This is a genomic window from Paenibacillus sp. FSL W8-0187 (genome assembly GCF_037969755.1).
Lineage (GTDB): Bacteria > Bacillota > Bacilli > Paenibacillales > Paenibacillaceae > Paenibacillus_AQ.
In genome coordinates, this window is sequence record NZ_CP150206.1 from 467,478 (window position 1) to 493,592 (window position 26,115).

At 49.4% G+C, this 26,115-nt stretch carries 20 protein-coding genes; 13 read left to right on the forward strand and 7 right to left on the reverse strand.

All coding sequences use genetic code 11. From position 1 onward, the window contains the following. Window positions 1-70: 70 nt before the first annotated feature. The 4 genes from MKY48_RS02070 (at window position 71) to MKY48_RS02085 (ending at window position 9,289) form a co-directional block, all read left to right on the forward strand. A complete protein-coding gene (locus MKY48_RS02070; RefSeq protein WP_339292163.1) occupies window positions 71-5,026 on the forward strand; it encodes a pullulanase in 4,956 nt (1,651 codons plus the stop codon). 608 nt (window positions 5,027-5,634) lie between these two features. Further along, window positions 5,635-6,378, forward strand: coding sequence for a hypothetical protein (locus MKY48_RS02075; RefSeq protein WP_339292164.1), 744 nt, complete (start codon window positions 5,635-5,637; stop codon window positions 6,376-6,378). 15 nt (window positions 6,379-6,393) lie between these two features. Continuing rightward, window positions 6,394-8,082, forward strand: coding sequence for a VWA domain-containing protein (locus tag MKY48_RS02080; protein ID WP_076322510.1), 1,689 nt, complete (start codon window positions 6,394-6,396; stop codon window positions 8,080-8,082). Between the two features lie 67 nt (window positions 8,083-8,149). Further along, the gene (locus tag MKY48_RS02085) at window positions 8,150-9,289 is read left to right on the forward strand and encodes a toxic anion resistance protein (protein WP_339292165.1); all 1,140 of its coding nucleotides are present in this window, start codon (window positions 8,150-8,152) and stop codon (window positions 9,287-9,289) included. 57 nt (window positions 9,290-9,346) lie between these two features. Here MKY48_RS02085 and MKY48_RS02090 read toward each other — a convergent pair whose 3' ends face one another. Genes MKY48_RS02090 through MKY48_RS02100 form a run of 3 tightly spaced genes read right to left on the reverse strand, consistent with a single transcriptional unit; the run spans window position 9,347 to window position 10,403 of the window. Beyond that, the gene (locus tag MKY48_RS02090) at window positions 9,347-9,703 is read right to left on the reverse strand and encodes a helix-turn-helix domain-containing protein (RefSeq protein ID WP_339292166.1); all 357 of its coding nucleotides are present in this window, start codon (window positions 9,701-9,703) and stop codon (window positions 9,347-9,349) included. Window positions 9,704-9,738: 35 nt separating this feature from the next. Continuing rightward, on the reverse strand, window positions 9,739-10,143 hold the full coding sequence (locus tag MKY48_RS02095) for a type II toxin-antitoxin system death-on-curing family toxin (protein WP_339269670.1): 405 nt from the start codon (window positions 10,141-10,143) through the stop codon (window positions 9,739-9,741). Further along, window positions 10,140-10,403 (reverse strand): AbrB family transcriptional regulator, encoded by a 264-nt coding sequence (locus MKY48_RS02100; RefSeq protein WP_127594012.1) that lies wholly within the window; start codon window positions 10,401-10,403, stop codon window positions 10,140-10,142. Before MKY48_RS02100 ends, MKY48_RS02095 begins: the two co-directional genes overlap by 4 nt. A 173-nt stretch (window positions 10,404-10,576) precedes the next feature. Between MKY48_RS02100 and MKY48_RS02105 the strand changes: the two genes are divergently transcribed. Next, window positions 10,577-11,530: a phosphotransferase gene (locus tag MKY48_RS02105; protein WP_339292167.1), complete on the forward strand. Its 954-nt coding sequence runs from the start codon at window positions 10,577-10,579 to the stop codon at window positions 11,528-11,530. Window positions 11,531-11,876: 346 nt separating this feature from the next. On the opposite strand, the gene MKY48_RS02110 is transcribed toward MKY48_RS02105, so the two are convergent. From MKY48_RS02110 to MKY48_RS02120, 3 genes are all read right to left on the reverse strand, one after another. Next, the gene (locus MKY48_RS02110) at window positions 11,877-12,290 is read right to left on the reverse strand and encodes a DUF2500 domain-containing protein (protein ID WP_339292168.1); all 414 of its coding nucleotides are present in this window, start codon (window positions 12,288-12,290) and stop codon (window positions 11,877-11,879) included. Window positions 12,291-12,376: 86 nt separating this feature from the next. Continuing rightward, complete coding sequence (locus MKY48_RS02115; RefSeq protein ID WP_339292169.1) at window positions 12,377-12,970, reverse strand: NAD(P)H oxidoreductase; 594 nt, start codon at window positions 12,968-12,970, stop codon at window positions 12,377-12,379. Further along, window positions 12,967-13,971, reverse strand: a complete 1,005-nt coding sequence (locus MKY48_RS02120) for a hypothetical protein (RefSeq protein WP_339292170.1) — start codon at window positions 13,969-13,971, stop codon at window positions 12,967-12,969. Before MKY48_RS02120 ends, MKY48_RS02115 begins: the two co-directional genes overlap by 4 nt. 178 nt (window positions 13,972-14,149) lie before the next feature. Between MKY48_RS02120 and MKY48_RS02125 the strand changes: the two genes are divergently transcribed. Together MKY48_RS02125 and MKY48_RS02130 are read left to right on the forward strand one after the other, a co-directional pair. Next, complete coding sequence (locus MKY48_RS02125) at window positions 14,150-14,488, forward strand: helix-turn-helix domain-containing protein (RefSeq protein ID WP_339292171.1); 339 nt, start codon at window positions 14,150-14,152, stop codon at window positions 14,486-14,488. Between the two features lie 374 nt (window positions 14,489-14,862). Then, window positions 14,863-16,878 carry an EAL domain-containing protein gene (locus MKY48_RS02130; protein WP_339269681.1) on the forward strand — a complete coding sequence of 672 codons (2,016 nt, stop codon included), beginning with the start codon at window positions 14,863-14,865 and terminating at the stop codon, window positions 16,876-16,878. A 113-nt stretch (window positions 16,879-16,991) separates the two neighbouring features. On the opposite strand, the gene splB is transcribed toward MKY48_RS02130, so the two are convergent. Continuing rightward, a complete protein-coding gene (splB, locus tag MKY48_RS02135) occupies window positions 16,992-18,017 on the reverse strand; it encodes a spore photoproduct lyase (protein ID WP_339292172.1) in 1,026 nt (341 codons plus the stop codon). Between the two features lie 233 nt (window positions 18,018-18,250). Here splB and MKY48_RS02140 point away from each other — a divergent pair, with 233 nt between their 5' ends. The 6 genes from MKY48_RS02140 (at window position 18,251) to MKY48_RS02165 (ending at window position 25,840) form a co-directional block, all read left to right on the forward strand. Continuing rightward, window positions 18,251-19,003 (forward strand): response regulator, encoded by a 753-nt coding sequence (locus MKY48_RS02140; protein WP_339292173.1) that lies wholly within the window; start codon window positions 18,251-18,253, stop codon window positions 19,001-19,003. Next, the gene (locus MKY48_RS02145; protein ID WP_339292174.1) at window positions 18,972-20,621 is read left to right on the forward strand and encodes a histidine kinase; all 1,650 of its coding nucleotides are present in this window, start codon (window positions 18,972-18,974) and stop codon (window positions 20,619-20,621) included. Before MKY48_RS02140 ends, MKY48_RS02145 begins: the two co-directional genes overlap by 32 nt. 194 nt (window positions 20,622-20,815) lie before the next feature. Continuing rightward, window positions 20,816-22,453: an ABC transporter substrate-binding protein gene (locus tag MKY48_RS02150; RefSeq protein ID WP_339292175.1), complete on the forward strand. Its 1,638-nt coding sequence runs from the start codon at window positions 20,816-20,818 to the stop codon at window positions 22,451-22,453. A gap of 186 nt (window positions 22,454-22,639) precedes the next feature. Further along, window positions 22,640-23,509 carry an ABC transporter permease subunit gene (locus tag MKY48_RS02155; RefSeq protein ID WP_339293463.1) on the forward strand — a complete coding sequence of 290 codons (870 nt, stop codon included), beginning with the start codon at window positions 22,640-22,642 and terminating at the stop codon, window positions 23,507-23,509. Between the two features lie 10 nt (window positions 23,510-23,519). Then, window positions 23,520-24,407, forward strand: a complete 888-nt coding sequence (locus MKY48_RS02160) for a carbohydrate ABC transporter permease (protein ID WP_339292176.1) — start codon at window positions 23,520-23,522, stop codon at window positions 24,405-24,407. Between the two features lie 272 nt (window positions 24,408-24,679). Continuing rightward, window positions 24,680-25,840: a GntR family transcriptional regulator gene (locus MKY48_RS02165; protein ID WP_339292177.1), complete on the forward strand. Its 1,161-nt coding sequence runs from the start codon at window positions 24,680-24,682 to the stop codon at window positions 25,838-25,840. The last annotated feature ends 275 nt before the right edge of the window (window positions 25,841-26,115 follow it).

Below are 26,115 nucleotides of genomic sequence, written 5' to 3' on the forward strand. Positions count from 1 at the left end.
TTGCGCAATAATTGGCATTAAAATAGCATCAACTGCACCTAATCCAAGAACCGAAGGAGGTTATTTGTTCATGAGAATGACTGTTTTAAGCAAACGAACGTGGTCCATCATCATGATTTTTTCGTTGATTTTCTCCATGCTCGGCATTCTGCCATCAACGGCCGATGCCAATAACGTGCCAAGCCAGGTTACGCTGGTAGGGACTCTGCAATCCGAACTAGGCCATAGCGGAGATTGGGATCCGGCCGCCGCCGCGACAACCATGAAGAATATGGGGAACGGAGAATACAGCTTTACCGGCCACTTGCCCGCGGGATCGTACGAGTACAAGATCGCGATTGACGGTAAGTGGGATGAGAATTACGGTTCCGCCAATTATTCCAATCCAAGCGGAGCGAGCAAGGATGGCAACATTCTAATAACGCTCGCTCAGGACTCTCAGGTTACTTTTTATTACAACCACGGGATCCACCGGATTGCGGATTCTACATACTACGTTCCGATTGAAGCGGATAAGCTTCCAAGAGTGATCGGCAGCTTCCAGTCGGGCATCGGCGAAGCAGCCGACTGGTCGCCTGCGGATGCAAGATTAATTATGCAGGATTCCGATTATGACAATGTATACACGGTGACAGCCGACGTGTACGAAGGGGATCATGAGTATCAAATCGCTTTGGGCAGCGATGCGGCAAGCGCGGTTCACCCCGCTAATCGGGAAGCGCTTCAGCTGCCGCAAGATGTGAAGGTTACATTCAGCTATAATGCGAACGATCATGGTGTTGCCGCTCGTTTCACGGTGCCTGCAGATCCGGGAACGCCGGTTCCCGCTAACCATCTGCGCGTCCATTACAACCGGGCAGACGTGAATTACGGCAGCATTGGTCTGTGGATTTTTGATGACGTTGCAGTTCCGTCAGCCAACTGGCCGACAGGCGCAACGCCATTCCCGAGCGGTCAGCAGGACAGCTACGGCACCTTCGTCGACATTCCGCTCAAGGACGGCGCCCAAAAAGTCGGGATCGTCGTTGTCGACCGCATTAGCGGCAACAAAGACGGCGGCGACAAAAAATTTGCCTTAACCTCGCCGGGCATGAACGAAGTATGGCTCAAGGAAGGCTCCGATACGGTATATAGCTTTGAGCCTGTTGAGCTGCCGGCAGATACCGTGCGTATCCACTATCAAAGACAGGATCAGAACTACGATCCGTACGGTTTGTGGATATGGGGTGATGATGTCGCTGCGCCTTCGAAAGACTGGCCGACAGGAGCCACCATGTTCCCGGCAGATCAAACCGACCGTTACGGCGCTTACGTGGACGTGCCGATGAAGCCGGGGGCCCAGAAGATTAATTTCCTCGTGCTGGATCCGTCCAAGGGAGATGCCGGGAAAGACGGCGGCGACAAGGGTTTTACCCTGATAGACCGATACCAGCATTTGTTTATTAAAGAAGGCGACAATACCGTCTACACATCTCCGCATGGGGAGGTGCCTACGGGGTTAGTCTCGGCAGAGGTATTGGCTCCCGGAAAACTCCAGCTCGGATTTACGATGACCGATGGCTTGGAAGCGGATATGCTGAAGAATGAGCTGCAGATCAAGGATAAGGACGACAACACGGTTACCATTCAAGACGTGAAGATTGTCGGAAAAACCACCATCGAAGTGTCGGCATTATTCCAGTTGGATCAGACTCCGCTTAAGGTAACCTACGCCGGAAAAACCGTATCGGCTTCGACCGGCTGGAGAATGCTGGATGAGATACACGCGTACGACGGCGATGATCTCGGGGCGACTTATCAGTCCGGTGGGGCCGAACTCAAGCTGTGGGCACCGACGGCAACCGAGGTCACCGCGAATGTGTACAGCAAGGATAATGAAACGCAGTTGATCGGCAATGTAACCCTGCAAAAAGGCGATAAAGGGGTATGGTCGGTTCAATTGAAGCCGGGGGACCTAGGGATCCAAGATTTTAGAGGATATTTTTATCAATACGAAGTGACCAACAACGGTGTGACGAAAGCCGTGCTGGATCCATATGCCAAATCCATGGCGCAATTCAGAGTGAACACCAAAGGTGAAGCAGGACCGGACGGTGATACCGTCGGCAAAGCGGCTATCGTCGACTTGAGTCAAACGGATCCTGCCGGCTTCGGTTTTGCGGACATTCCTGGTTATGAGCAGCGGGAAGACGCCATCATCTGGGAGATTCACGTCCGGGATTTTACGTCGGATCCGACGATTGAGAACGATCTGCATAACGCGACTTGGGGATCCTACGACGCATTCAAAGAGAAGCTCGAATACATCAAGTCCCTTGGCGTTACCCATGTTCAGCTGCTGCCCGTGATGGCGTGGTATTACGGGGACGAAGCTGCCATGAAGAACAGGGAGCTGGAATATTCGGCAAAAGACAATGAGTACAACTGGGGATATGATCCGCACAGTTATTTCTCGCCTGATGGTGCTTACTCCGAGGATCCTACGGATCCGGAATTGCGAATCAAGGAACTGAAAGCGATGATTAACGCCATCCACGAGGCGGACATGGGCGTCGTATTGGACGTGGTATACACCCATATGGCCAAGGCAGACTTCCTGAATGATATCGTGCCAAACTATTATGCCTTCCAGGACGCCAACGGCAATTTCATCGGCGGCTTCGGCAACAACCTGGCAACCAACCATAAGATGGCCGAGAAGCTGATGGTAGACTCCGTGAAATACTGGTTCGACGAATACAAAATCGACGGCATGCGCTGGGACATGATGGGCGACGCCACGTATGAGGCTGTACAGAACGCCTATGATGCCGCAGCCTCCATTAACCCGAACGCTCTGTTTATCGGCGAGGGCTGGGTCACCTTCGGCGGACATCTGTCGGATCCTTCCCTGGCAGGCAAGGGGGCAGACCAGAATTGGATGGATAAGACGGACGACGTCGGCGTCTTCTCGGATGAGTTCCGCAACGAGCTGAAATCCGGCTTCGGCAATGAAGGTGAGCCTAGATTCATTACGGGCGGCGCACGCGACATCCAAACGATTTTCAACAATATCAAGGCCCAGCCTAGCAACACGAAGGAAGATGACCCGGGCGACATCGTTCAATACATTGAAGCCCATGACAATCTGCCGCTGTACGACATCATTGCGCAGTCTATCAAGAAGGACCCTTCGATAGCAACGAATGATCTGGAGATTCATAAACGCATTCGTCTGGGCAACCTGATTACTTTGACTTCGCAAGGAACGGCTTTCCTCCATGCAGGACAGGAATACGGACGGACTAAGCAATGGCTGGGTCAGGGTGTGCCCGAGCAAAAATATCACGAATTAGAGGACGAGGCGGGAAACCGTTTCGGTTATTTCATCCACGACTCCTACGACTCCTCTGATGCCATCAACATGTTTGATTGGGAAAAGACAACGGATGAAACCAAGTATCCGGAGAACAACAAGACGAAGGAATATACGACCGGATTGATCGAGTTAAGAAAATCGTCCGACGCCTTCCGCCTGGGCGATCAGTCCATAGTGAATTCGAATGTGACCCTGCTGCAGATTCCCGAGGTGAAAGCGCAGGATCTGGTCATTGCGTATAAAAATAAAGCCACGGACGGAACCGGCACTTATTATGTATTCGTTAATGCCGATAACCAGTCGAGATCGTTGACGCTTAGCGAGGATCTAACCTCCGGCACGGTGGTGGTTGATAACGACGAAGCGGGCACGACCGGCGTTAAGGCGAAGTCCGGATTTACGTTAACCTCCGGCTCGATTACGCTTGAGCCTCTGACGGCCGTTGTAATTAAAATGAAAGCTAAGATCGATGACGGTGGCAACGGCAGCAACCCTGGCAGTGGAAATGGAAATGGAAACGGGGGAGCAGGCGGCAATCCGTCGACCGATCCGGGAACGAAGCCAAATCAGGGTCAGCGGATCGTCAACGAAGAGTCGCTGCGCAGCGGGCAAGAGAAAGTGACGATTCAACTGGGTGCCGAGGATATCGAGGTTCTCTTGCCGCTGACGGCAGGGGACATCATGGGAGAGAAGCCGCTGGAGCTGAAGTGGGACGGCGTGATGGTACAGCTTCCATCCGCGCTGCTCAAAGCGCTGCGCCAGCTCGTACCGGCCGATCAGGCTAAGGATGCGGTTATCTCGTTTAAGCTGGAAGAGGTTGGATCGCAGACGGCTGCCTCTCTTATAGCCAAAGCAGCTGCTTCCGAGAAGGCTAAACTGAAGCAGGGCAGCAAGCTGTATGATTTCCAGCTTTCCGTCCGCACGAAAGACGGCAAGGAATATAAACTGGAGCGTTTCATAGCACCCGTAACGATTGGATTTGCAGTCGACAGCGCCATTCACGGCAAACTGGCCGGTATCTACCATATCTCGGATCAAGGCCAACTGAAATATGCTGGCGGCAAGCTGGTAAACGGGCTGCTGACGGCCGAAGTCAGCCAATTCAGCACATATGCTGCATTGGAATATGATAAATCGTTTGTGGACCTTACCGGCCATTGGGCCGAGCAAGCGGTAAAAGAGCTTTCCGCGAAGCATATTGTAAATGGCACCGGCGATACGAAATTCAGCCCGAATCAGTCGCTGACACGCGCGCAGTTCGCTGCAATGCTCGTTCGTGCCCTGAGTCTTGAAAGTACGCAAGGCACGGCCTTCACCGATGTGGACGGCGAAGCGTGGTATGCTTCGGCGATTGCGGCAGCTTATCAGCATGGACTGGTGAATGGCAGAGGCAAGGACACCTTCTCGCCGAACGCGGCCATCACCCGCGAGGAGCTGGCTGTGATGCTTTATCGTGCATACCGGACCAGGGGGAACGCCTCTTCTTTAGCAGAAGCACCGGACCTGAAGGATAAGCAGCAAATTTCTCCATGGGCACTCCAAGAGGTGAATGAAGCCTTGTCCCTTGGCTTGATGAAGGGGCATGCCAATGGCATGTTTACGCCTCACGCCGAGACTACCCGTGCGGAAAGCGCGCAAGCCATGCTGAATCTGTTGGACCGACTCTGAAGTAGCACCAGATATTCTTAAGCAAGAATATTAAATCAGGAAAAGAGCCCTGGATGATTCAGCGGCTCTTTTTACCGTCATATGACAGTGTTTTCTTTTTTCTACTCATCCGCCTTATAAATAGTAAGTATGCACTCCTTGCCTACCGTCAACTCTAGTACGCAGAGTTATATGAGTGGCCTTGGTTGGTTCGTTCGTCATTTATATTTTAGAAGTCCTTCAGGCAATCCCTGAAGGACTTTTTTTTGTGTCTTTTGTCGCAGAACCATTGGATTATTTATGTAATTTTGATATAGTTACCCTACCTCTATGATCTTGCTTGCCTCGGCTTGGCGCCTCTATTCTTACAACAATTCTCTGCGTTCCACCATGGCTTTCCAGACACGGGACGATCATGCCCGTATCATATTAGCAAGGCGAGTTATCTGATACCAAATGGAATGAATTGTGAATCGGCAGGCCTATCGCGTGAGGAAAATGCATCTAACTTCGAAATGAGACGTAGTATGTGTTATATCCTTCATTTACCTATGTTTTACGGATATTTTAAAAGGCGGTTATAAGTCGAATCAGTCATCGCTCTATAGGAGTAAGGGAGGTGTTAATTCTTGAATGGCTCGAAATCCGTGAAGCTGCTCCTGCTTATGGCGGTTATCGCGATCGTAAATATTGTGCTGGTTTCGCCCGGGTTGCTCGGATTCCACATCGGTAGCGATAGCGCCTTCCAGTCGGCATCGGTCATTACCGTATGGATTGTTAGTGTTCTTGCACTCTTTTATGGCAGTTATGTTTTGTTATTCAAGCCTCCGGCTGTGAAGGCGATCCAAACGATTCAGACCCGTGAGGATTACATAGACGCGCTTCATCATTATCGCAACGTGAAAGTGCTGAAGAATGATATCGCCCTTGCCCTGGACCAATTGGAACGAATCGAGAAAAAGAGAAACGCGCTGCTGGATGTCCTGGGTCAGCGTTTTGAGCAAACGGAGCTCAGTTACAAGAAATTCATTGCGGTCATCGATGAGGTTGAGAAGCTGTTCTATCTCAATATCCGAGGGATTCTGAACAAGCTGGGCGTCTTCGCCGCATCCGATTTCAACCGCATGGCCGATCAGCCCAAAGCATCCCAGCTATCCAGCAAGGTGGCGCAGAAAAAAACAGCCTTATACCAAGAGTATCTGGCTTACGTGACCGGTTATCTGGAAGCGAATGAAGAAATCATGCTCAAGCTCGATAAACTGCTGCTGGAGATTTCCTTGCTTGGCAGTACCGATTACCGGGATGTGGAGGAGATGCCATGCATGAAGGAAATCGATACGTTAATCAAGCAAACCAAACTATATAAGCAATAAGAGAGGGAGATGATTATGCGAAGCAAAGGGAGTGCCTTTGTCGTATTAGTGGCCATTGCAGTGGTCGTGTTTGTTCTGGTGTATGCGGGGATCACGTTAACCTCCAATCTGGGCAAGAGCCAGTCTGAGGTCGATTCGGAAGGCGCGGCTAAGAAAATCAACAAAATCTACAAGGACATTGTGGTCACGACGGCGGATCCCATAAAAGGCCAAGTCGATCTGGACCCGGTTGCCGTAGCCGACTCTCTGCCCGATATATCCAAGTTTCCGATCTCGGTCGAGAATACGACGGACTTGTATGTTGAGATCTTCTCCTCGCCCGAGAAGGCAGGGCCTGGTATTGACGGTTGGTTGAATGAAGTGGCAGCGGAGTTCAACAACTCCAAGCCGGTGGTGAACGGCAAGCCGGTATCGGTTAAAATCCGTAATATCGCGTCGGGAACCGCAACCGATTACATAACATCCGGAAAGTACGTGCCGGACGCTTTTACGCCTTCTAATGAACTGTGGGGGGAGATGGTTAAGGAATATGGCGTCAAGGCCGAGCTTGTATCCAAGCGCCTCACGGGGAACGTGACCGGCGTTGTCACTCGGAAGGCCAAATACGATGAATTGGTGGAGAAGTACGGCTCCTTGAACGTCAAGACGCTGACGGATGCGATATCGAATAACGAATTGGCGATGGGTTACACAGATCCTTTTGCGAGCTCCACGGGTCTAAACTTCCTGATCACGGCCCTTGAAACGTTTGACAGCTCCGATCTGCTTAGTGAAAAAGCGGTACAGGGCTTCGAGAAATTCCAGGCGAACGTCCCTTTCACGGCTTCGACCACGATCCAGATGCGCGATGCGGCGAAGTCCGGCATGCTGGATGCCTTTGTCCTGGAGTATCAGACCTATGTCAACGCGGCGGACATGAAGAGCGGTTACGTCTTTACCCCGTTTGGCGTAAGGCACGACAGTCCCTTGTATGCGCTCGGGAAAGTGCCGAAGGAGAAGCTGGACATCATTAAGAAATTCGCGGCGTTTGTTGAGCAGGACAAATACCAGAAGTTAGCCGACAAAAAAGGGTTCAATGGTCTTAACGATTATCAATCCGAGCTTGAAGTTGTCGACAGCAGTCTGCTGCCTTCTGCGCAGAAGCTGTGGAAAGAGAAAAAAGATGGCAACAAACCGGTTGCGGCTGTGTTTGTAGCGGACGTGTCGGGAAGCATGGACGGCGAGCCGTTAAACCGCCTCAAGGAATCGCTGTTGACCGGGCAGAAATATTTGGGCCGGGACAACAGTATCGGCTTTGTATCGTATTCCACGGATGTCACGATTAATCTTCCGATCGGCAAGTACGACTTGAATCAGCAGTCGATGTTTGTCGGGGCGATCAACAGCCTTGAAGCCAGCGGGAATACCGCCACCTTTGACGGCATTGTGGTGGCAATGAAGATGCTTCAGGACGAGATGGCGGCGAATCCGGACGTGAAACCTCTGATTTTTGTGCTGAGTGACGGGGAGACGAACGTTGGGCACTCCCTGGATGACATCCGGGAACTGATCAAAGCGTATAAAATCCCAGTATACACGATCGGCTATAATGCCAACATTCAGGCGCTCCAGAGCATATCTAGCATCAATGAAGCAGCCAGCATCAACGCGGATACCGACGATGTCGTATACAAAATCGGCCAGCTGCTGAATGTGCAGATGTAGCAGCATTACAAGCGTTTTTCACATATAACGAAATGGTTCACACAAAAAACTTGTAGGAGGGGTTATATTGTCATTTACGATGGAAGTCATTAGTCCCGAAGAGATTAAGACGGCGATTGAAGAGCAGGTGAAGCCTGAGCCGGAAGAAGTCACGCAGCTGAAGGAGCTGGCGGCTAACAATGTGCAGGCCATCATGGAGCTGGATATCGAATCGCTCGAGAAGCGAAGACAAGTGCTGCAATCCATCGAGAGCTTTGGCATCAGCTCGATGAGATCCTCCTCGGAGAAGAATGCGCTTCTGCAGGTTCAGGTGGGAAGATTATCGAAAACCGGGGATGAAGGCGGTCAAGTGGCCAAAGGGTTAACGGAGCTGCAGCTGCAGCTGAAGGATTTGGACCCGAGCGTTGTGGATTTTGCGAAGAGCGGGCTGCTGGGCATGGTGTTTAACCCGCTGCGCCGATATTTTGCCAAGTTTCAAAAGGCGGATGCCGTCATTTCAGATATCATCATTTCTCTTGATAAAGGCAAAACCGTATTAAAGAACGACAACACCACGCTGGAGATTGAACAGCAAACCCTCCGTGAGCTCACCAAAAAGCTGCAAAAGGAAATTCAGCTGGGGATGCTTATGGACGCAGAGATCGAATCCCAGGTCGAGGCGGCCAAAATACGGCAGGAGTCGGAGGATAAAATCCGGTTTATTACCGAAGAAGTGCTGTTCCCGCTGCGCCAGCGCGTGATGGACCTGCAGCAGATGCTGGTCGTGAACCAGCAGGGGATTATGGCGATTGAAGTGGTCATTCGGAACAACAAAGAATTAATTCGCGGCGTAGATCGGGCGAGAAACGTGACGGTAACGGCGCTGAAAATCTCGGTCACGGTGGCTAGTGCCCTGTACAACCAGAAGATTGTCCTGAAGAAAATCGAGCTGCTGAACGAAACCACGAACAATCTGATCAGCGCTACCTCCAAAATGCTGAAGGATCAAGGTGTGGCAATCCACAAGCAGTCGCTGGAAACGAGTATCTCCGTCGATACCTTGAAGCAAGCGTTCACGGATGTGCTGTCGGCGCTCGATTCCATCAGCACTTACAAGCAGGAGGCGCTCCCGCGGATGCGTGAGACGATCCATCAATTCAGTGAGCTGGCGGTAACAGGCGAGCAGCAGATCCAGCGCTTGGAGCGGGGGCAGAAGCTGGGACTGTAGGACAGGACGGGACATATTTTAAAAAAGAGTGTGTAGGTACGAGACTGCGCACTCTTTTTATTTGGCCAAAGCCTTAGGCCCGCAAATAATTGAGCAGGATCTGCTTGAGGATGCCAGCTGTTTCTCGGGCGCGAGGTCCGGCTCGACCACCAGGATTTTTTTGGGGGAGGGACAGCTTTCTGGCGAAAATGCCGAACGTAGCCGTTCCGCGATGGAACGGAAGGTTTCGAGAACGGTTTCCAGCTTTTTCGTAGCGATGGCAACGACGAGTTTTTCCTTACGCGGAAAAAACCGAAAAATGGTGGCAATGCCCATTTTGGCCTCGGTGGCGACATCCTGCATGGTGGCTGTTTCAATGCCTTTATGGGTAAATACGCACTCTGCCACTTTTGACCACAACAACAGCGTATACATTGGCGGAAACAGCGGCCCGCAAAAGGACCGCTGTTTTATGGCGTTATTTCAATGGAATATTCCTTAATGAGGGACGTAAGTTCTTGGAAGGTGAATTTATGATTTACCATATCGACCGTAAAATCCTCTGCTTGTTTTTGTTCCATGATAAATCGATAACCGTTATAACGTAGAAACAGGAGAAGAGCCGTGAAGGCTGTTCTTTTGTTGGCATTTTGAAATGGGTGATTTTGTCCCAGTGATTCAAATAATGCAGCTGACTTTTCCCAGATGGATAAATAAGCGTCTTCTCCAAAAGCTGATGATTGAGGCCGATGGAGGGCGGACTCCAGTAAATGTGAATTTTTCACGCCGATATGCTCGCCAATACTATATTTCTGTATCATCGCAACGTTTATGGCGATAACCTCTTGAGAGGTTAGATAACGTATAGGGCTCATCGATCTTTTAACCCTTTTAAGGTCTGGTCGTATTCACTCATGATCTCAGACAAAGTATCTAAGAAATCAGGGCTGAGGCCATCAGGAAGGGAGACCTTATTAGCTTTTTTAATGATGATCTCTCCATTTGTTTGATTAACATCAATTTGTACCGTATCGCCTAGTTCTAGACCAATCTGTTTGAGGGCATCAGTCATTGTAATTCCCAGGCTGTTGCCGAACTTAGTGACTTTCCGTTCCATTTCGTTCACCCTGCTCATATAAAGTTTGCCTCCTTTATTATATTATTCAACTGTTATAACAATTATACATTGATTGAGAAATAAGATAAATCTCGATTCTTATAGTAGTGGTTAAATGCAGGAGCCGGCTATCCATATGCAGAAATCAATGCTCAGTGAATGCTTGATCATCCGGATGGTGAAGGGAGGCGATGCAATTGGAACGAAGAAGGGAACTTATGGCCGCCGCTGTAAGCAGGTTCGGACTCTTGGAGAGGGATAGACTCCAGACGCATTTTTCCGAACACAGCCTTGTCTGTTCTTATCGGCTTGGTGCCAGGACCGTTTATGTGCGCATAACGGATGAGTCCCACAAACCGTATGTGAAAATTGAGGGCGAGGTGCAGTGGGCCGAGTTTCTTGGAAGTAAGGGAGTGTGCGTTTCGAGACCGCTTTATTCAGTGGAAGGGAATCTGGTGGAACGTATCCGGATGGAGGACCGTGAATATACGGCGGTGTGTTACGAGGAGGCCAAGGGGCGTCCGGTCGGAGAGAACGATGCCAATGAGCGATTATACAAGCGAATGGGCCAATTCATGGGCTCCATGCACCGTATCACCAAAGGGTACACCCATCTGGATCCCGTTACAAGACGCCCTGATTGGTCGGATGAGGCGGAAAAGGTTCGGTATATCGATTTACCGCTAACCGAGAAAGGCGTCACCCGTCGTTACGAGGTTTTGCTCCATTATATTTCGGAGCTTCCGATTGCTGCGGACGCTTATGGACTGATCCATGCGGATTTTCATTACGGCAATTTTTTTGTAAATGGGGATACGTTGTGTCTGATTGATTTTGATGCAAGCCGGTATTCATGGTTCATTGATGATATTGCGGTCGCCGCGTTTTTCTCGAGTTTAACCGAAGGGGCAGATGCGGAGCCGGATCAGTTTCTGACCCCGTTTCTAGAAGGATACCGTCTGGAGCATCATCTGGAGGATAAGTGGTTTCGAGAAATTCCGTATTTCATGAAGCTGCGAGAAATGGGGCGTTATATCAAGCTATTCCATGCTTGTAGCGGGAAGCTTGATAAACTCCATCCGTGGGGGCAATGGTATATGAGGGGACGTAAGGAAAAGATTTTGCGAAGTTTTCCGGCCATTTAATAAACGCAGCCTTGGTTTGAAAGACGGAGCCAAGGCTTTTTTATTTTGTAAAAACCCGCCGCGGTTGATTCCAACGTGAAGGCGAATGTAAGAAGGAACTATGTGCATGCATGATCGGCAATACGCTGAAGAGTGAGGCCGTTGTTGAACTGATCGAAGTGAATGAACCCATCGAAACGAGCAGCAATGCGTAATGGGCACGCTTTTATGTTAACCTTTCAAGCCAATCCAACAACAGCCTTAGTCCAGGATTCATCGCGGACTAAGGCTGTTCTTAAGGGACCATACAATGCAATATTATGAGTACGTGCTGCATCTATTTTCGCCGTATGCTTATAACGTTTAGTTACGACTGCGGCTGCACATCCCGCTCAAAAGCGACGATCCACTCGCCCTGAATGGCGGCATAGCCGGTGTCTCCCTCCACAACAAGACCGTACAGATTCTTGACATCGAGATATTCCTTCCGCTCCCCATTATCAAATTCGAGGGTGATGTAGTAATATGTTCGGGATGAATTGCTGGAATGGATCATGCTGTTATCCCCGTTGTGATGATTGGTGTGGTGACGGACGTCCATACGTTTGGAGACAACCCGGGCAAACTCGGACGTGCGAGGTGACTTGGCGTTCTTAACATAACGGGCGCCATTAGAGATGAAGCCCACAATCACAATCACGAATACAATTCCAATCAGAATGGGAACCAGCGTAAACATAAAATCAAATCCTCCGCCAAAAGATGTTCCTTGCGGCATCATCGACTGCACTCCTCTCTGTCCGTTATTTTTTCATTGTATATATGTACGGTAAAATGGATTGAAATGTTTCAATCTTAAAGAATCAGTCATTTCACGCTTACTCCAGAGTCAGCATAATGCAATCCCAGCTGATAAGCACGCTCGAGCAAACTCTCCATATGCTCCGGTCTACCCTCCAACGTATCATAGAAGAATTCCACACAGGAATTCTTGATTCCGGAGTAGTCGGCCATTCCAATATTGAGGGAAAGGGATAACATCTGATCATAGCCCCGCTTGGCAAAATGATCTTCCGAAGCTCCCGCGAGCGCCAGCCATAATACCTGTTGGTGATGAAGCTTTGAGCCGCCGCCGTAAGCGAAGCCATGATTCCAGACACGGTCGATATACCCTTTCAGCATGGCCGGGATTCCGTACCACCACACCGGGAAGATATAGGCCAGCGCGTCGTGTTCCTTCATTCGTGCAATTTCGGCTTCTACTTCAGGAGAATAGATCTTGGTAGGATTAGACCAATCAGGTTCGTCTGCCTCCCACAGGACCGGATCGAAACCGTTGCGGTGGAGGTCCAGAATCTCCGCTTCATGCCCGGAGTCCCGAAGCCCTTGTACAAACTTCTCGGTAATTGCAAATGTAAAGGAATTTTCGCGTGGATGCGTAACAACCGTTAATACCTTCATGAGGGTTCACCGTCTCTTTCTTCTCTTCGAATTTGAATGCCAAATTGTTCAATACGTGTCATTGCAGTTACAAGAGGAACCAGCGTTTCAGGTAGATAGAAGCCTCCGGGAGCAGAAGGTGAGCCATCCCAGCCCAGAATACGCTCAATGGAAAGGAGGATGCCGAGGGCCGTAAAATGCGCCTGTCCCTTCGGATCGGTCAACGTGATTCTCCGTTTCGCGGAACGGCCGTCAAGAAGAACACCTTCAAGATCAATGTAGAGGTCTTGAGAGGCCGTGCCTCCAGCCCGTGTCCCTATAGAGTCATGAATGGCGAAATCGAATCGAATATTAGGCGCTCCCGTAACTGCAGCGAGGCTTGGAACATCCAATAAACTCATGGGATGGCCCTCTACCCGGGAACCGTTTGAAAGACTTATGCTTCTCGGATACTTCGTAGCCTCAACCCATTTCCATATCCCGTTTTCCCGGATGAGGGCACGGTTGATAAATCCCTCGGTTTCCTCAAGCGTCATAGGCCCCATTGGATCGCGTTCATCATAGTGACCCGCCAAGCCGATCGATTGGATGCTTCGGAAAGACTTCGCCTCCTGATACGCGACCAAGGTCAGGATTCCCGCTTGCGAATGTCCCAGAGGTACAATCGGTGCTTGAGGAGGATGGCTTTGCATGGCGAATAGAATAGGTGTCAATTCGTCGGCAAGCTTGGTGATCCCGATATGCGCAATTCCTTTTGCAAGGGCCTCTTGCATGAGGAGGTCGGCCGGATCCTGGATGGTAGAAACGATAAGGTCGGCTTGATCCAGCTCTGTTGGAGACAGACCCTGGCGGATATCTAAAAAAGCGGTACGGGCGTTTCCTAGCTCTTGTACTAGAAAGCTCCCCTTCTCGGGATGCCTTCCGGCGAGTATAATCTCGGCATCTTGATTGATCGTTCGGATATGCCGGGCAACGGCACTCCCGATTACGCCATAACCTCCGGCAATGTATATACGCTGCATGCCATTTCACCTCCAATTTTTATGCTTAAGCACTGGTATAAGGGGATTATGTATCATATAATGGCTGGAAGGAAGTACGCACTTAATTGTTCTATAGGTACCTAAAAGTATCATTAGTACCCCAAGGTGCCTGTTATCCGTCCTATGCGACTTACGTTCGAAAAGGAGAGAAGACCTTATGAATGGGGAGCGACAATACAATATTCCGTCTGAGGCGACCATGGATGTAATCGGCGGCAAGTGGAAGGTCATTGTGCTGTGCCACTTAAGTTATGGCCCCAAGCGAACGAGTGAAATTAAGAAGCAGATGCCGGATATTACGCAGAAAATGTTAACCCAGACGCTGCGGGAGCTGGAGGAGGATGGGATTATCACGCGAACGGTCTTTAATCAAGTGCCGCCTAAGGTCGTGTACGAGCTGAGTGAAGTGGGCGTTTCGCTACAACCGATCCTTGATCAAATCTGTGAATGGGGCGAGAAGTACTTGAATGGGAAATCGAAGGTAATTACACCTTGAGGACAGACAAAATAAAAGCTGCTGACCTAATAAGGGTCCGTAGCTTTTTTATTTTTAAACATAGAGTGTTGTGACTCATCATTTCCATAGGGTAGAGGAAAACCCCAGATATCCGCAGAATATTAGTTCTTTAGACTCATTAAAATCCGGGTGATTTGAGCAATTTCTATGTTTGTCGAGAAATTGAATAGTTACTATAGATATAATAATGGATAGGGTGTAGGGCTGGGGAGGCCGTGAATATAAGGATTATCAATTTCTGATATGCAGCGGGACGAGTCACCCATGAATTAATAGAAACGTTTGTCCATTAGGAAACGTATGATCTTCATAGGACCTAAGGATTACTCACAAAAGGAGTGTGTACAGCTCAGATGGAAGGCAATTATAACTTATATATTGTTGGGCTTTCAATTGCGATTGCTATACTTGCTTCATACTCGGCTTTGAATATTACCTCTAAAATTTCGGATGCGAACGGCAAATCCAAGTTTTTTTGGCTTTGCGGTGGCGCCATGGTCATGGGAAGCGGCATTTGGTCCATGCATTTTGTCGGCATGCTGGCCATGCACATGAATATGAATGTGAGGTACGATGTCTTTCTGACCATCATGTCGATGCTCGTCAGCGTGGTTTCCTCCTTCATTGCGTTTTATATCACGATGCCCAAAAACATTAACTGGTCCAAAATCGCCATTGGCGGTTTCATTATGGGAAGCGGCATCGTCACCATGCATTACATGGGAATGGAAGCCATGGTCATCCATGCCGAAATTAGTTATGATCCCGGCATTTGGGTTCTGTCCGCCATCATTGCATTGGTTGCTTCCTATGCGGCTTTATTATTGTTTCTCCGTTTTCGGAATCATCCCAAGTCCAGCTTTCTTAAGTGGGGCTCGGCGGTTGTCATGGGATTTGCCGTATGCGGGATGCATTATACAGGCATGAAAGCTGCACGGTTTGAGGCGCATGCCGGTATGATCACACAGCCGCCGCAGTCTGTCGATTTTCTTCTTCTGTATGGTGTGACGGTCACGATTTTTGCTATCCTACTGGTTTCTTGGGGGGCGATGTTCTTTGATCGGCATGTGCTGGAAAAGCTGGCCTATCAGGATACGATCACGGGATTGCCTAACCGCAATGAAATGAACCGATTCTTTGAGACGAATGCCGAGACAGAGAAGATTACGATCCTGTTTCTGGATTTGGACCAATTCAAGGCTATCAACGATACGCTGGGCCATAATGTCGGGGATTTGCTGGTCCAGGAAGTGGGTAAGCGACTGCGTCAATTCATTCGAGGCGGCCAGCAGGTATTCCGGATCGGCGGGGACGAATTTCTGGTTATTTTGAAGCAAAGCGACCCGAATTATGCCCAGCGCTTAGCCGACGATATACTTCAACAAATAAAAAACGTGTACCATATCGACGGCAACGAATTGTACGTGACGGCAAGCATCGGAATCAGCATCGGTTCCGTCCATAGCTCTGACCGTACGACGCTGCTGAAGAATGCGGATACCGCAATGTATAAAGCGAAGGGACTGGGCAAGAACCAGCAATGCCTCTATGACGAGGAGATGGGTCTTCAAGAGGTTCGCAAAATGGAATTGGAGAAGGACCTGCAACGAGCGTTTGAGCTGAAGGAGTTCTTCATTGTATATCAGCCGAAATGGAATGTGCAAAGTGATCGCTTGGTCGGATTCGAGGCGCTGCTTCGCTGGAAGCATCCCAGATTAGGCGTGATATCGCCACTTGAATTCATTCCGATTGCCGAAGAGACGGGGCTGATTATACCAATGACCCGATGGACGCTTGAGGAAGCATGCAAACAGTGCAGAATTTGGCAGGAGAGAGGAATTGTCCAGCCGGTTTCGGTAAATTTATCGATTCGTTTATTTCATGGTGACAATCTGCTTGAGCTTATTCAAAACGTTCTGGATCAGGCGAATTTGGAGCCTCGCTTGTTAGAACTGGAAATAGCAGAGTCCATGGTGCTGCATGATGTGAATGATATTATTCGCCAGCTTGGGAATATCAGGTCCTTGGGGGTTAAGGTCTCCATGGATGATTTCGGAACCGGTTATTCCTCGATTGGTCTATTGGACCGGATTCCGATTGATGCTTTAAAGCTGGACCGCCAGTTCACCAATGATTTGGACACGCCCAGCAAACGCGCCATTGTCAACGCCATCGTTCTTATGGCAGAGAATTTGAATCTGGATGTAATCGCGGAAGGTGTCGAGAACAAGGAGCATATCGACTTTTTGACCGGACTTGGCTGCCACGTCATGCAAGGTTATTATTACGGAAAGCCGATGGATATCGATGAGATTAAGGTCTGGATGTACGAACATAATCACAAAACAGAAGAGATCGAGATCCTCTGATGAAAAGTAAATGGAATAGATACAGAGCATACGAATAACGGGCACCGTGAGGTGTCCGTTATGCTGTTAGTGGAGACATATAATAACCGCCTGGGCCCCTCAAGTCTCTGCAATTAAACAAAATAGGCAATTTTCGCGCGAGGGAAATATTCTTGGATCCCCTTCTCGAACAACTGCTGGAACTCCTCGACGGTTTCAGCCTTATAGACATATTTAAACTTTCCGTACCTTCCCCATTTTAACTGCCGATCTTCCTCGTCCATATTCAGTTTGGTTTTGGGGTAACGCTTTAAAATGGTGCTTTTGGCCGTTTTGGTAAAACGGTGTTGAATGAGCTCGAACGTCAGATCCTTTACTTCCACATGGCTCAATCGCTCATGAAGCTTCTCTAACAAATGCCAGTATCCCTCTTGCCATCCGTCATATTTGACGATCGGGGCAATGATGAAACCTAACGGATATCCGGCTTCGGCAATTTTGCCCGCGGCTTCAATCCGTTCTTCGAAGGAAGAGGTGCCCGGCTCGAAATAACGGATGACATAATCGGAATTGATGGAGAAGCGGACCCTGGTATGGCCGCCGTGATCGATATTCAGAAGGGAATCGATGTTGGCGAATTTCGTCACGAATCGCAGTCGGCCATATTCCTGCTTGGCCATAAATTCAATGTAATAGGCAAGTGCTCCGGTCAAATGCTCAAGCGATACGGGATCCCCCGTGCAAGCAGCTTCGAAACGCGTAATTTCCGGGGCCCGATCCGCGATATAGGCCTTTGCTTTATCCAGGATTTGATCCAGGTTCACGTAAATCCGCACATAAGGTTTCGAACTCATCGTCGTTTGCAGGTAGCAGTAATGACAATGTCCCGCACATCCGGTAGTTAGCGGGATGGCATATTCCGCTGACGGCTTGGAGGTATCGAAGTCCAATGTTTTCCTGATCCCGACAACCAGGGTTCTCTTGGCGTTGCGGTATTTTTCAGTTTCCGATTCTCCTGGAATACCGGTCACCCTATTATGAGATGTTGTCATTTTAATGGGGGTACCTAATTCTTCAAACCATGCTTGCAGCTTCTTTCCAAGCGGATACTCCAACGCGTCCGGCTCAAAAAAGACCAGTTCCGGGTCAAAACGCTCCAAATAATCTCCCTCCCCGCTAAATAAAGAATATGATGTATAGGATTGGCAACAGTCGTGATGATCATGCATAGTTCAAGTTATCAAAAGGGGAAACGGATAAGCAGGTTTAAGTATGATTATGAAAGCCCTTTCGGAAATCTATGATATACTACGACATAACAGGCATACCATTTATAACAACCTATATTTTCCTATATTAGCCTCATACTTTCACAAGCAAAGGAGATTTCATGATGTTTAATGTTCTTGTTGTTGACGATGAGTCCGTTCAAAGAGAAGGCATTAAGGATTTGATCTCTCAGTACCGCTTTCCCTTTCAAGTACTGGAAGCCGAGAACGGAATGAGCGCGGAGCGGATTCTGGTTCAGAACGCGATTGATATCCTCATCACCGATGTCAGAATGCCTCTGATGGACGGACTTGCGCTAAGCAAACAAGCCCGAAAGATGCAGCAGGATCTAAAGATTGTCATCTGCAGCGGTTATGACGAATTTGAATATGCCCGCAGCGCCATCCGGCTGGGCGTGGTAAATTATCTGCTGAAGCCGCTGGTCAGGGAGGAGTTTCTGGAGGTGATGGAGGATATTACCCAGATCAGTCCTTATGGTGGGGATCTTGAGCAGGAGACGGTGGAATCCAAGGTCATCCTTCAGGTCAAGGATTATGTGAAGGATCATTACCAGCGGGACATTTCGTTGTCGGATGCAGCCCACGATGTATACCTGTCCCCGGGGTATTTGAGTATTTTGTTCAAGAAAGAGACCGGCGAGAACTTCTCGAAGTATTTAACCGATTACCGCTTGCGACGGGCAAGCCATCTGCTCCTGAACTCCAATATGAAGGTAAATGATATCGCCGGAGCGGTTGGCATCGATAACCATTCCTACTTTGCCAAGCTGTTCAAAAGCAAGTTCGGCGTGAGTCCGATACAGTATAGAGAGTGCGGGGTGCTCCATGATCGGGTGGATCAAGAACAAGTTCAATGATATCAGGTTCCGCAACAAGCTGCTGCTGTCCCACTTGGTGATTGCACTCATTCCCATTCTTCTGCTCGGGCTGCTCTCCTTCATTCAGTCCTACCGCATTCAGATGAAGGAACTGCGGAGCGAGGCCGAAGCCAGCCTGGAGCAGGTGGCGAACATTATGGATTACAAGATTAACCGGTACAATACGCTGAGCGAGTTCATGGTGCTGAATCGGAATTTATCCCAAATTTTCACTAAGGATTACGAAGAGAACTATTTTAACATGTACCTGGATTTCCGTGACATACTGGAGCCGTTGATCTCGAACATCCGGCTGATGGACGAGAACATTGAGGCCATTACCTTTTATACCTCCGGTGAGCTGCTGGGGATTCGCGACAATATTTTGCCGATCGGGGATCTTAAGAGCAAGTCTTGGTATGATGGATTTCGGGGCAGACGCTGGATTGTGGACGGGGAGAAGCTTTATCTCGTTCAGGAGCTGATCAGCAATCCGAAGGACAGCAATTTCATGGTCATTTCCATTCAGCATGACAGCATCTTTGCAGACCTGGACAAGCTGTCGGAGCATGTGGCGGTTCATATCGAGGATGCTGAGCAGCGGGTGATATTCAAGGAAAGCAAGGCGCGGGATGCATCTGCCGGTTTGGAGGATGGGGAGCCAAGCGGGCTAAGCCTAAGCCGATCACTCGCTAACAATGGCTGGACGGTTCACTATCATTTGCTGAACACGAATGCGTACGCCAATGCGCTCGGTATTTTTCAAATTACGTTGTTTGTCATTATCCTCAGCTTGATCATTACCTTCCTGCTCATTTATGTGATCTCCAACAATTTCACGCGCAGAATTATCCATATCAAGAACAAGGTAGACAAGGTGGAGCAGAACAATCTGGATGTCATTATCCAAAGCTCGTCCAGGGATGAATTCGGCGAGCTGACCAACGGCATCGGCAAAATGCTGAAACGGATTAACAGCCTTATCTCCCAGGTGTATCAAGCGGAAATCGCCAAGAGGGAAAGCGAATATAACAAGCTGATCAATCAGATTAATCCGCACTTTCTATACAACACCCTCTCCTTTATCCGGTGGAGGGCCGAGAAGAAGGCGGATATCGAAACGAGTTATATGGTATCGGCATTGGCCCGGTTCTATAGAACGACGCTGAATCAGGGGAGGCATATGGCAACAATCAAGGATGAGGTGCAGCACATCAAGGCTTACCTGGATTTGCAGCTTATTATGAATGATGGCCGGTTTGATGTGGATTACCATATTGATGAGAGAGTGTTACATACCGAGGTCATCCATTTTATTCTGCAGCCGATTGTGGAAAATGCCATCAAACACGGATTTGTGGAGGCAGGAGGGGCAGATTACCAGATCCACATTGGGGTCAGCCAGGTCGAAGGGGGAATTAAACTAATCGTCAGCGATAACGGGGTGGGCATGACTCCCGTGCAGGCGGCGAGGCTGCTGGCCGGAGAGAGCGGGGGCTGCGGCGTTCGGAACGTGAATGACCGGATCAAGCTGTATTACGGACAGGATTACGGACTCGATATTCATAGTGAGTCAGGCAGCGGAACGGAAGTATCGATGGTCATTCCAGCCTCCTGAACAGCGTATGTTATTCGGTCCATAGCATTGGTAATGAAAGCGGTGCTGCAGCGGCCGCTTTTTTTGTGTTTGAGGTCGGAAAAGAAGGTCATGAAAAAAGTGATACATATCCGAAAAATGTTGCATATACGCCAATTTTGAAACCGCATACAATTTGATTATCAACCAAAACGAGAAAAAAAGGGGATGACAGGATGAACAAACGCAGAAAGATGGCTTCTCTGTTGCTCAGCTGTATGATGCTGGTCGTATTCAGCGGCTGCGGCGGGGGCAAGAGTGATAACGCGCAGCCGGAAATTTCAGAGCAGGATTATGAGCCTTACGGAAAATATGAGACGCCGGTGGAATTTACGATCGGCCGGAATACCAATCATGTGAACAACCTGCCACCAGGCGATACGATTGAGGACAATTTGGCTACCCGATACGTGGAGGACCGGGTGAATGTGAAAGCCAAGGTGGCTTGGGAGACGGATGATATGGATCAGAAGCTCTCGCTATCGATGACAACGGGCGATCTGCCGGACGTTATGCTGGTCAGCCGCGATATTTTCAACCAACTGGTGGATAATGACCTGATTGCCGATATGACGGAGGTGTACGAGAAGACCGCATCCGACGGGGTCAAGAATATCTACGCTTCCTATGGCGACTTGCTGCTGAACCAGGTGAAGGTCGACGGTAAAATCATGGGCCTTCCGATGACGAATATCGGCAACCAGCACCAGCTGCTGTGGGTTCGGAAGGACTGGGTGGATAAGGTCGGCGCGAAGATGCCGGAATCCGTCGAGGATGTATGGAACCTCGCCAGAACATTCGTGGAGCAGGACGCCTCGGGAACAGGCAAGACGGTCGGAATGGTGATGGATTCCAATGCCATGAACTTTACGCCGGTTTTCGCTGCGCATGGCGCCTTTCCGATGAACTGGATCGAGAAGGACGGCCAAGTTGTATATGGTTCGGTCCAGCCCGAGATGAAGCAAGCGCTGACGGAGCTGAGCGCCATGTACAAGGAAGGTTTGATTGATAAACAGTTCGCCGTCCGGTCGAATGAAGAGAAGGAAGCGCTTGTGATCAACGGTCAGGTAGGCATGCTGTTTAATCCATGGTGGATCGGCTACACCAACTACAAGGACTCGATCAAGCAAGATCCCGATGCTGTCTGGGTTGCCGTATCGGCACCGGTAGACGAGAACGGCAAATTCAAAACGATCCGTCAGGATCCGGTGGGCGGCGGTATCGTCGTGGTGAAGAAGGATTTTGACCATCCCGAAGCGATCATGAAGTCGGTCAATCTGACTACGGATTTCCTGTACTCCTTAACGGATGATGCAATCAACTACAAGAAAGAGCATCCGGACCAGATGCTGACCGATGCCAGCCGTTGGAACAATGATCCGACGCAAATTCCGATGCAAGTGGATTATGACGACGTGTTGAAGCGTTATTACGACGATCTGATGAAGGCGGATCAATCCGGGGATGCTTCGGCCGTTCAGGAGGACAGGGTAGTATCCTTCAAGGCATATCAGGAGTTTAAGGAGAAAGGCAATGCCGTCGATGTGAACACCTATGGCGAATACCTCTCCCGTATCGAGGGTCAACGCGAAGCGAACAATCCGAATCTGGAAGTGATTCCTGCAGGCTTCTACGGAACCACCGAGACGATGAAGCTGAAGTGGGCCAACCTCCAAAAGCTCGAAGAAGAGACGATATTGAAAATCATCATGGGCCAAGCCCCCGTTGATGAATTCGATAAGTTTGTGGACACCTGGAAGCGTACCGGCGGCGATGAGATTACGGAAGAGGTCAACCAGATGAGCAGCAGATAAAGAAAGCATGAGCCTTGGCGCGGAGGGCTATTGGTGGTCATCCGCGGGGGCTTTTCATTCGATAAGGCCTGTCCTGACAGGGACATGATGGAGGTGGAGCGGACGATGGCGCAAGTGGAAACAACCGTCAATTCAGAGCGGGAAGTACGATACCGGAGGAAAAAGAAACGAAGAACCTTTGACGAAATGACCTATCATGCGATGCTGCTGCCCGGCATGGTCATGCTGTTCATTTTCTCGATTGTGCCGATGTTCGGGGTGGTCATGGCTTTTCAAAAGTTCATCCCCGCGAAAGGGATATTCGGCTCCGCATGGGCAGGACTCGACAATTTCACGTATATGTTTCAACTGCCGGATGCCAAACAGATTTTTGTGAATACGCTGGTCATCGCGGTCGGGAAGATTGTTCTCGGATTGATTGTACCGATCGTGTTCGCCCTGCTGCTTAATGAGGTGCGTCTGAAGCTCTTCAAAAGCACGGTTCAAACCATCGTGTATTTGCCGCATTTTATGTCATGGGTGGTCTTGGGTACGATGCTGACCATGATCTTTTCCTTTGACGGCATGATTAACAATTTCCTTGAGTTTCTGGGGCTGGAGCGGATCATGTTTCTGGCAAGCAACGACTGGTTCAGGCCGCTGCTCATCGTGACGGATACCTGGAAGGAATTCGGCTACGGGACGATTGTGTATTTGGCTGCGTTGACGGCGATTAACCCGGCTTTGTATGAATCGGCCGCAATGGACGGCGCAAGCCGCTGGAAACAGACGCTGAATATCACACTGCCGGGCATGTTTCCGACGATCATCCTGCTGGGCACGCTGAGTCTCGGCAATGTGTTGAATGCAGGATTTGACCAGGTGTTCAACCTGTATAATCCGCTGGTATATGAGACAGGTGATATTATCGATACGTTTGTGTACCGCATGGGTCTGATCAATATGCAGTATTCGTTCGCAACGGCGATCGGACTGATGAAATCGGTCATCAGCTTTATTCTGATCGTTATATCCTACAGGCTGGCCTCGAGGTATGCGGGGTACAGGATTTTCTAGGAGGGTTAGCATGATTCAATCCAAAACGCTGGGCTCAAGGCTATCCCGCCTGATGATTATGCTCGCGCTCGTTCTGATTACATTTGTGTCGCTGGCCCCCATCGTCAATACGATTATGGTGTCTGTCAGCAGCAGCACGGCTGTTAATGCTGGCAAGGTCTACTTTTTTCCGGTAGAGCTGAATTTCTCATCCTACGGGCAGATACTGAATGACACGAAGTTTTGGAAGGCGTTCCTAATATCCGTGGAACGGGTGCTGCTTGGGGGCGCGATCAACATGATATTGACCATCCTCATGGCCTATCCATTGTCGCGGAGCGTCACGCAGTTCCGATCGAGAAATAAATATATGTGGATTATCGTGTTTACGATGCTCTTCAGCGGCGGGATCGTTCCCTGGTATATGGTGATCAGCAAGCTGGGGTTGATCAACAGCATCTGGGCACTGGTTCTGCCGGGTGCGGTTCCTGTCTTCAACGTGATTCTCCTGATGAACTTCTTCAAGGGCATTCCGAAGGAGCTGGAGGAGGCCGCATTCATTGATGGTGCCGGTCCGCTGAAAATCCTGCTCAAGATCTTTATCCCGATTTCCATGCCCAGTCTGGCAACCATTACCCTGTTTGTTATCGTCGGTCACTGGAACAACTTCTTTGACGGAATCATCCTGATCAATGACAGCGAAAAAATACCGCTTCAAACCTATCTGCAGCAGCTCAGTCTGACGCGCGACCAGATGCAGAATCTCTCGGTCGAACAGCTGCAGCAATTCAATAAAATTTCCAACACGACCCTGAACTCAGCCAAAATTCTGGTTTCCATGATTCCAATTCTGCTCATCTATCCGTTTCTGCAGCGTTTCTTAATCCACGGAATCGTTCTGGGGGCCGTGAAGGAATAGAACAGCTCAGCCGGTCAGGCTTATTAGCGTGCTCTGCTTGAGCGGGTACATCCAGTACCGGCAAATGGAATAGGTAGTCGACAGAGAACAGCGCCGCAGGATAGTCTTTCCGGCGAAAGACTATCCTGCGGCGCTGTTTTGTCATGGTTGGAACTGTTCAGATTGTATTTAATTTGTAAGCGGTATTCGTTCAACATGGACAATTTAAATATATCATGTTATATTGTTATATAAATTAGTAGGTTTTGGAGTACCGTTGGAGGGATATCAATTTGAAAGATGCAGCTTCCACGAAGCCGATGTATGAACAAATTTTTAATGAGATGAAGCGAAAGATCTCAACCCATATTTTTCGGATAGGCGATAAAGTCCCTTCGGAGAAGGAACTCGCGGATGAATACGGAGTTAGTCGAATCACAAGCAAAAAAGCATTGGATCTGCTGGCGGCCGAAGGCGTGATTGTACGCAAGCCGGGCAAGGGATCGTTCGTAGCTGATCCGGATGAGCCTGTGGTACACAGGGAGCCTCTCTCCTCAGAGAGCACAGATGCTGCAGCGGCCAGCCGGGAGAAGATGATCGGCCTCGTCATTACAGACTTTTCTTCAAGCTATGGAACGCGTCTTATCTACAGCATGGAGCAGTATTCCAGGGACAATGACTGTTTTCTGGTACTGCGCAGAACATTTGGAGACCAGGATAATGAGGAATTATCCATTCAGAAGCTGCGTAATCTCGGCGTGAACGGACTCATCGTATTTCCCGCCCAGGGGGAATATTTCAATGCCGAAATATTGAAGATGGTTATTGCCCGTTTCCCGCTTGTTCTGATTGATCGCAAGCTGAAGGGAGTCGCAGCGGCTTCCATCAGTACAGATAATCTTGGGGCAGCCGTGCAGGCGGTGGAGCATTTATTCGATTTGGGTCACCGTCATATTTCTCTGCTGTCTCCTCCGCCGAGAGATACGACAGCGGTTGAAGAACGGATTGAAGGGTTCGTGCAGGCTCATGCCGCCCGGGGCATCGCGTTTGATAAGGAAATCTGGATTAGCGACGTGACGGCCACTTTGCCCAATGCCTTCCACGAGAGCAATATTGAACGCGAAATCCAGCGGATCGTGCAGCATTTGCAGGATCACCCGTCGATTACTGCCTTTTTTGCGATCGAATATAACATTGCTTTGCTAGCCAAGGTTGCGGCAGAGCGCCTCGGTCTGCGGGTGCCGGAGGACGTATCCATCATATGCTTCGACAGTCCGCAGCTAAATATCGGCGAAGGTTATTTGTTTACCCATATGCGGCAGAACGAGGAAGAGATGGGCAGGCTGGCGATCGAGACGGTATTGGGCATCATGAATCACGATGATGTAGCCGTTGAGAAGCGATTGCCGGCGGAATTGGTGGCTGGAGCATCTACCGGGCCTGTAAAGAAATAACCAGCTAAACTTTGTCTAAACTTCTGTGCGGTGACGCGCAGCCACATATGCATGTATAGCATATAGCACGATATAACGTAATCCACCTGATACCGCTATATCGCGGAATTGAATTTTGATTTCGAAGACGGTGCGTAGCCGAACACGGAATCGAACCGGATATAGTAATAAAAGTATTCTTATGCTTATTCCACTATAGAAGAACAAATACAAACCATGCGCTCATGAATAGATGAGTGCATGGTTTTTGTACTTCTTCTGAATGAATGATGGAT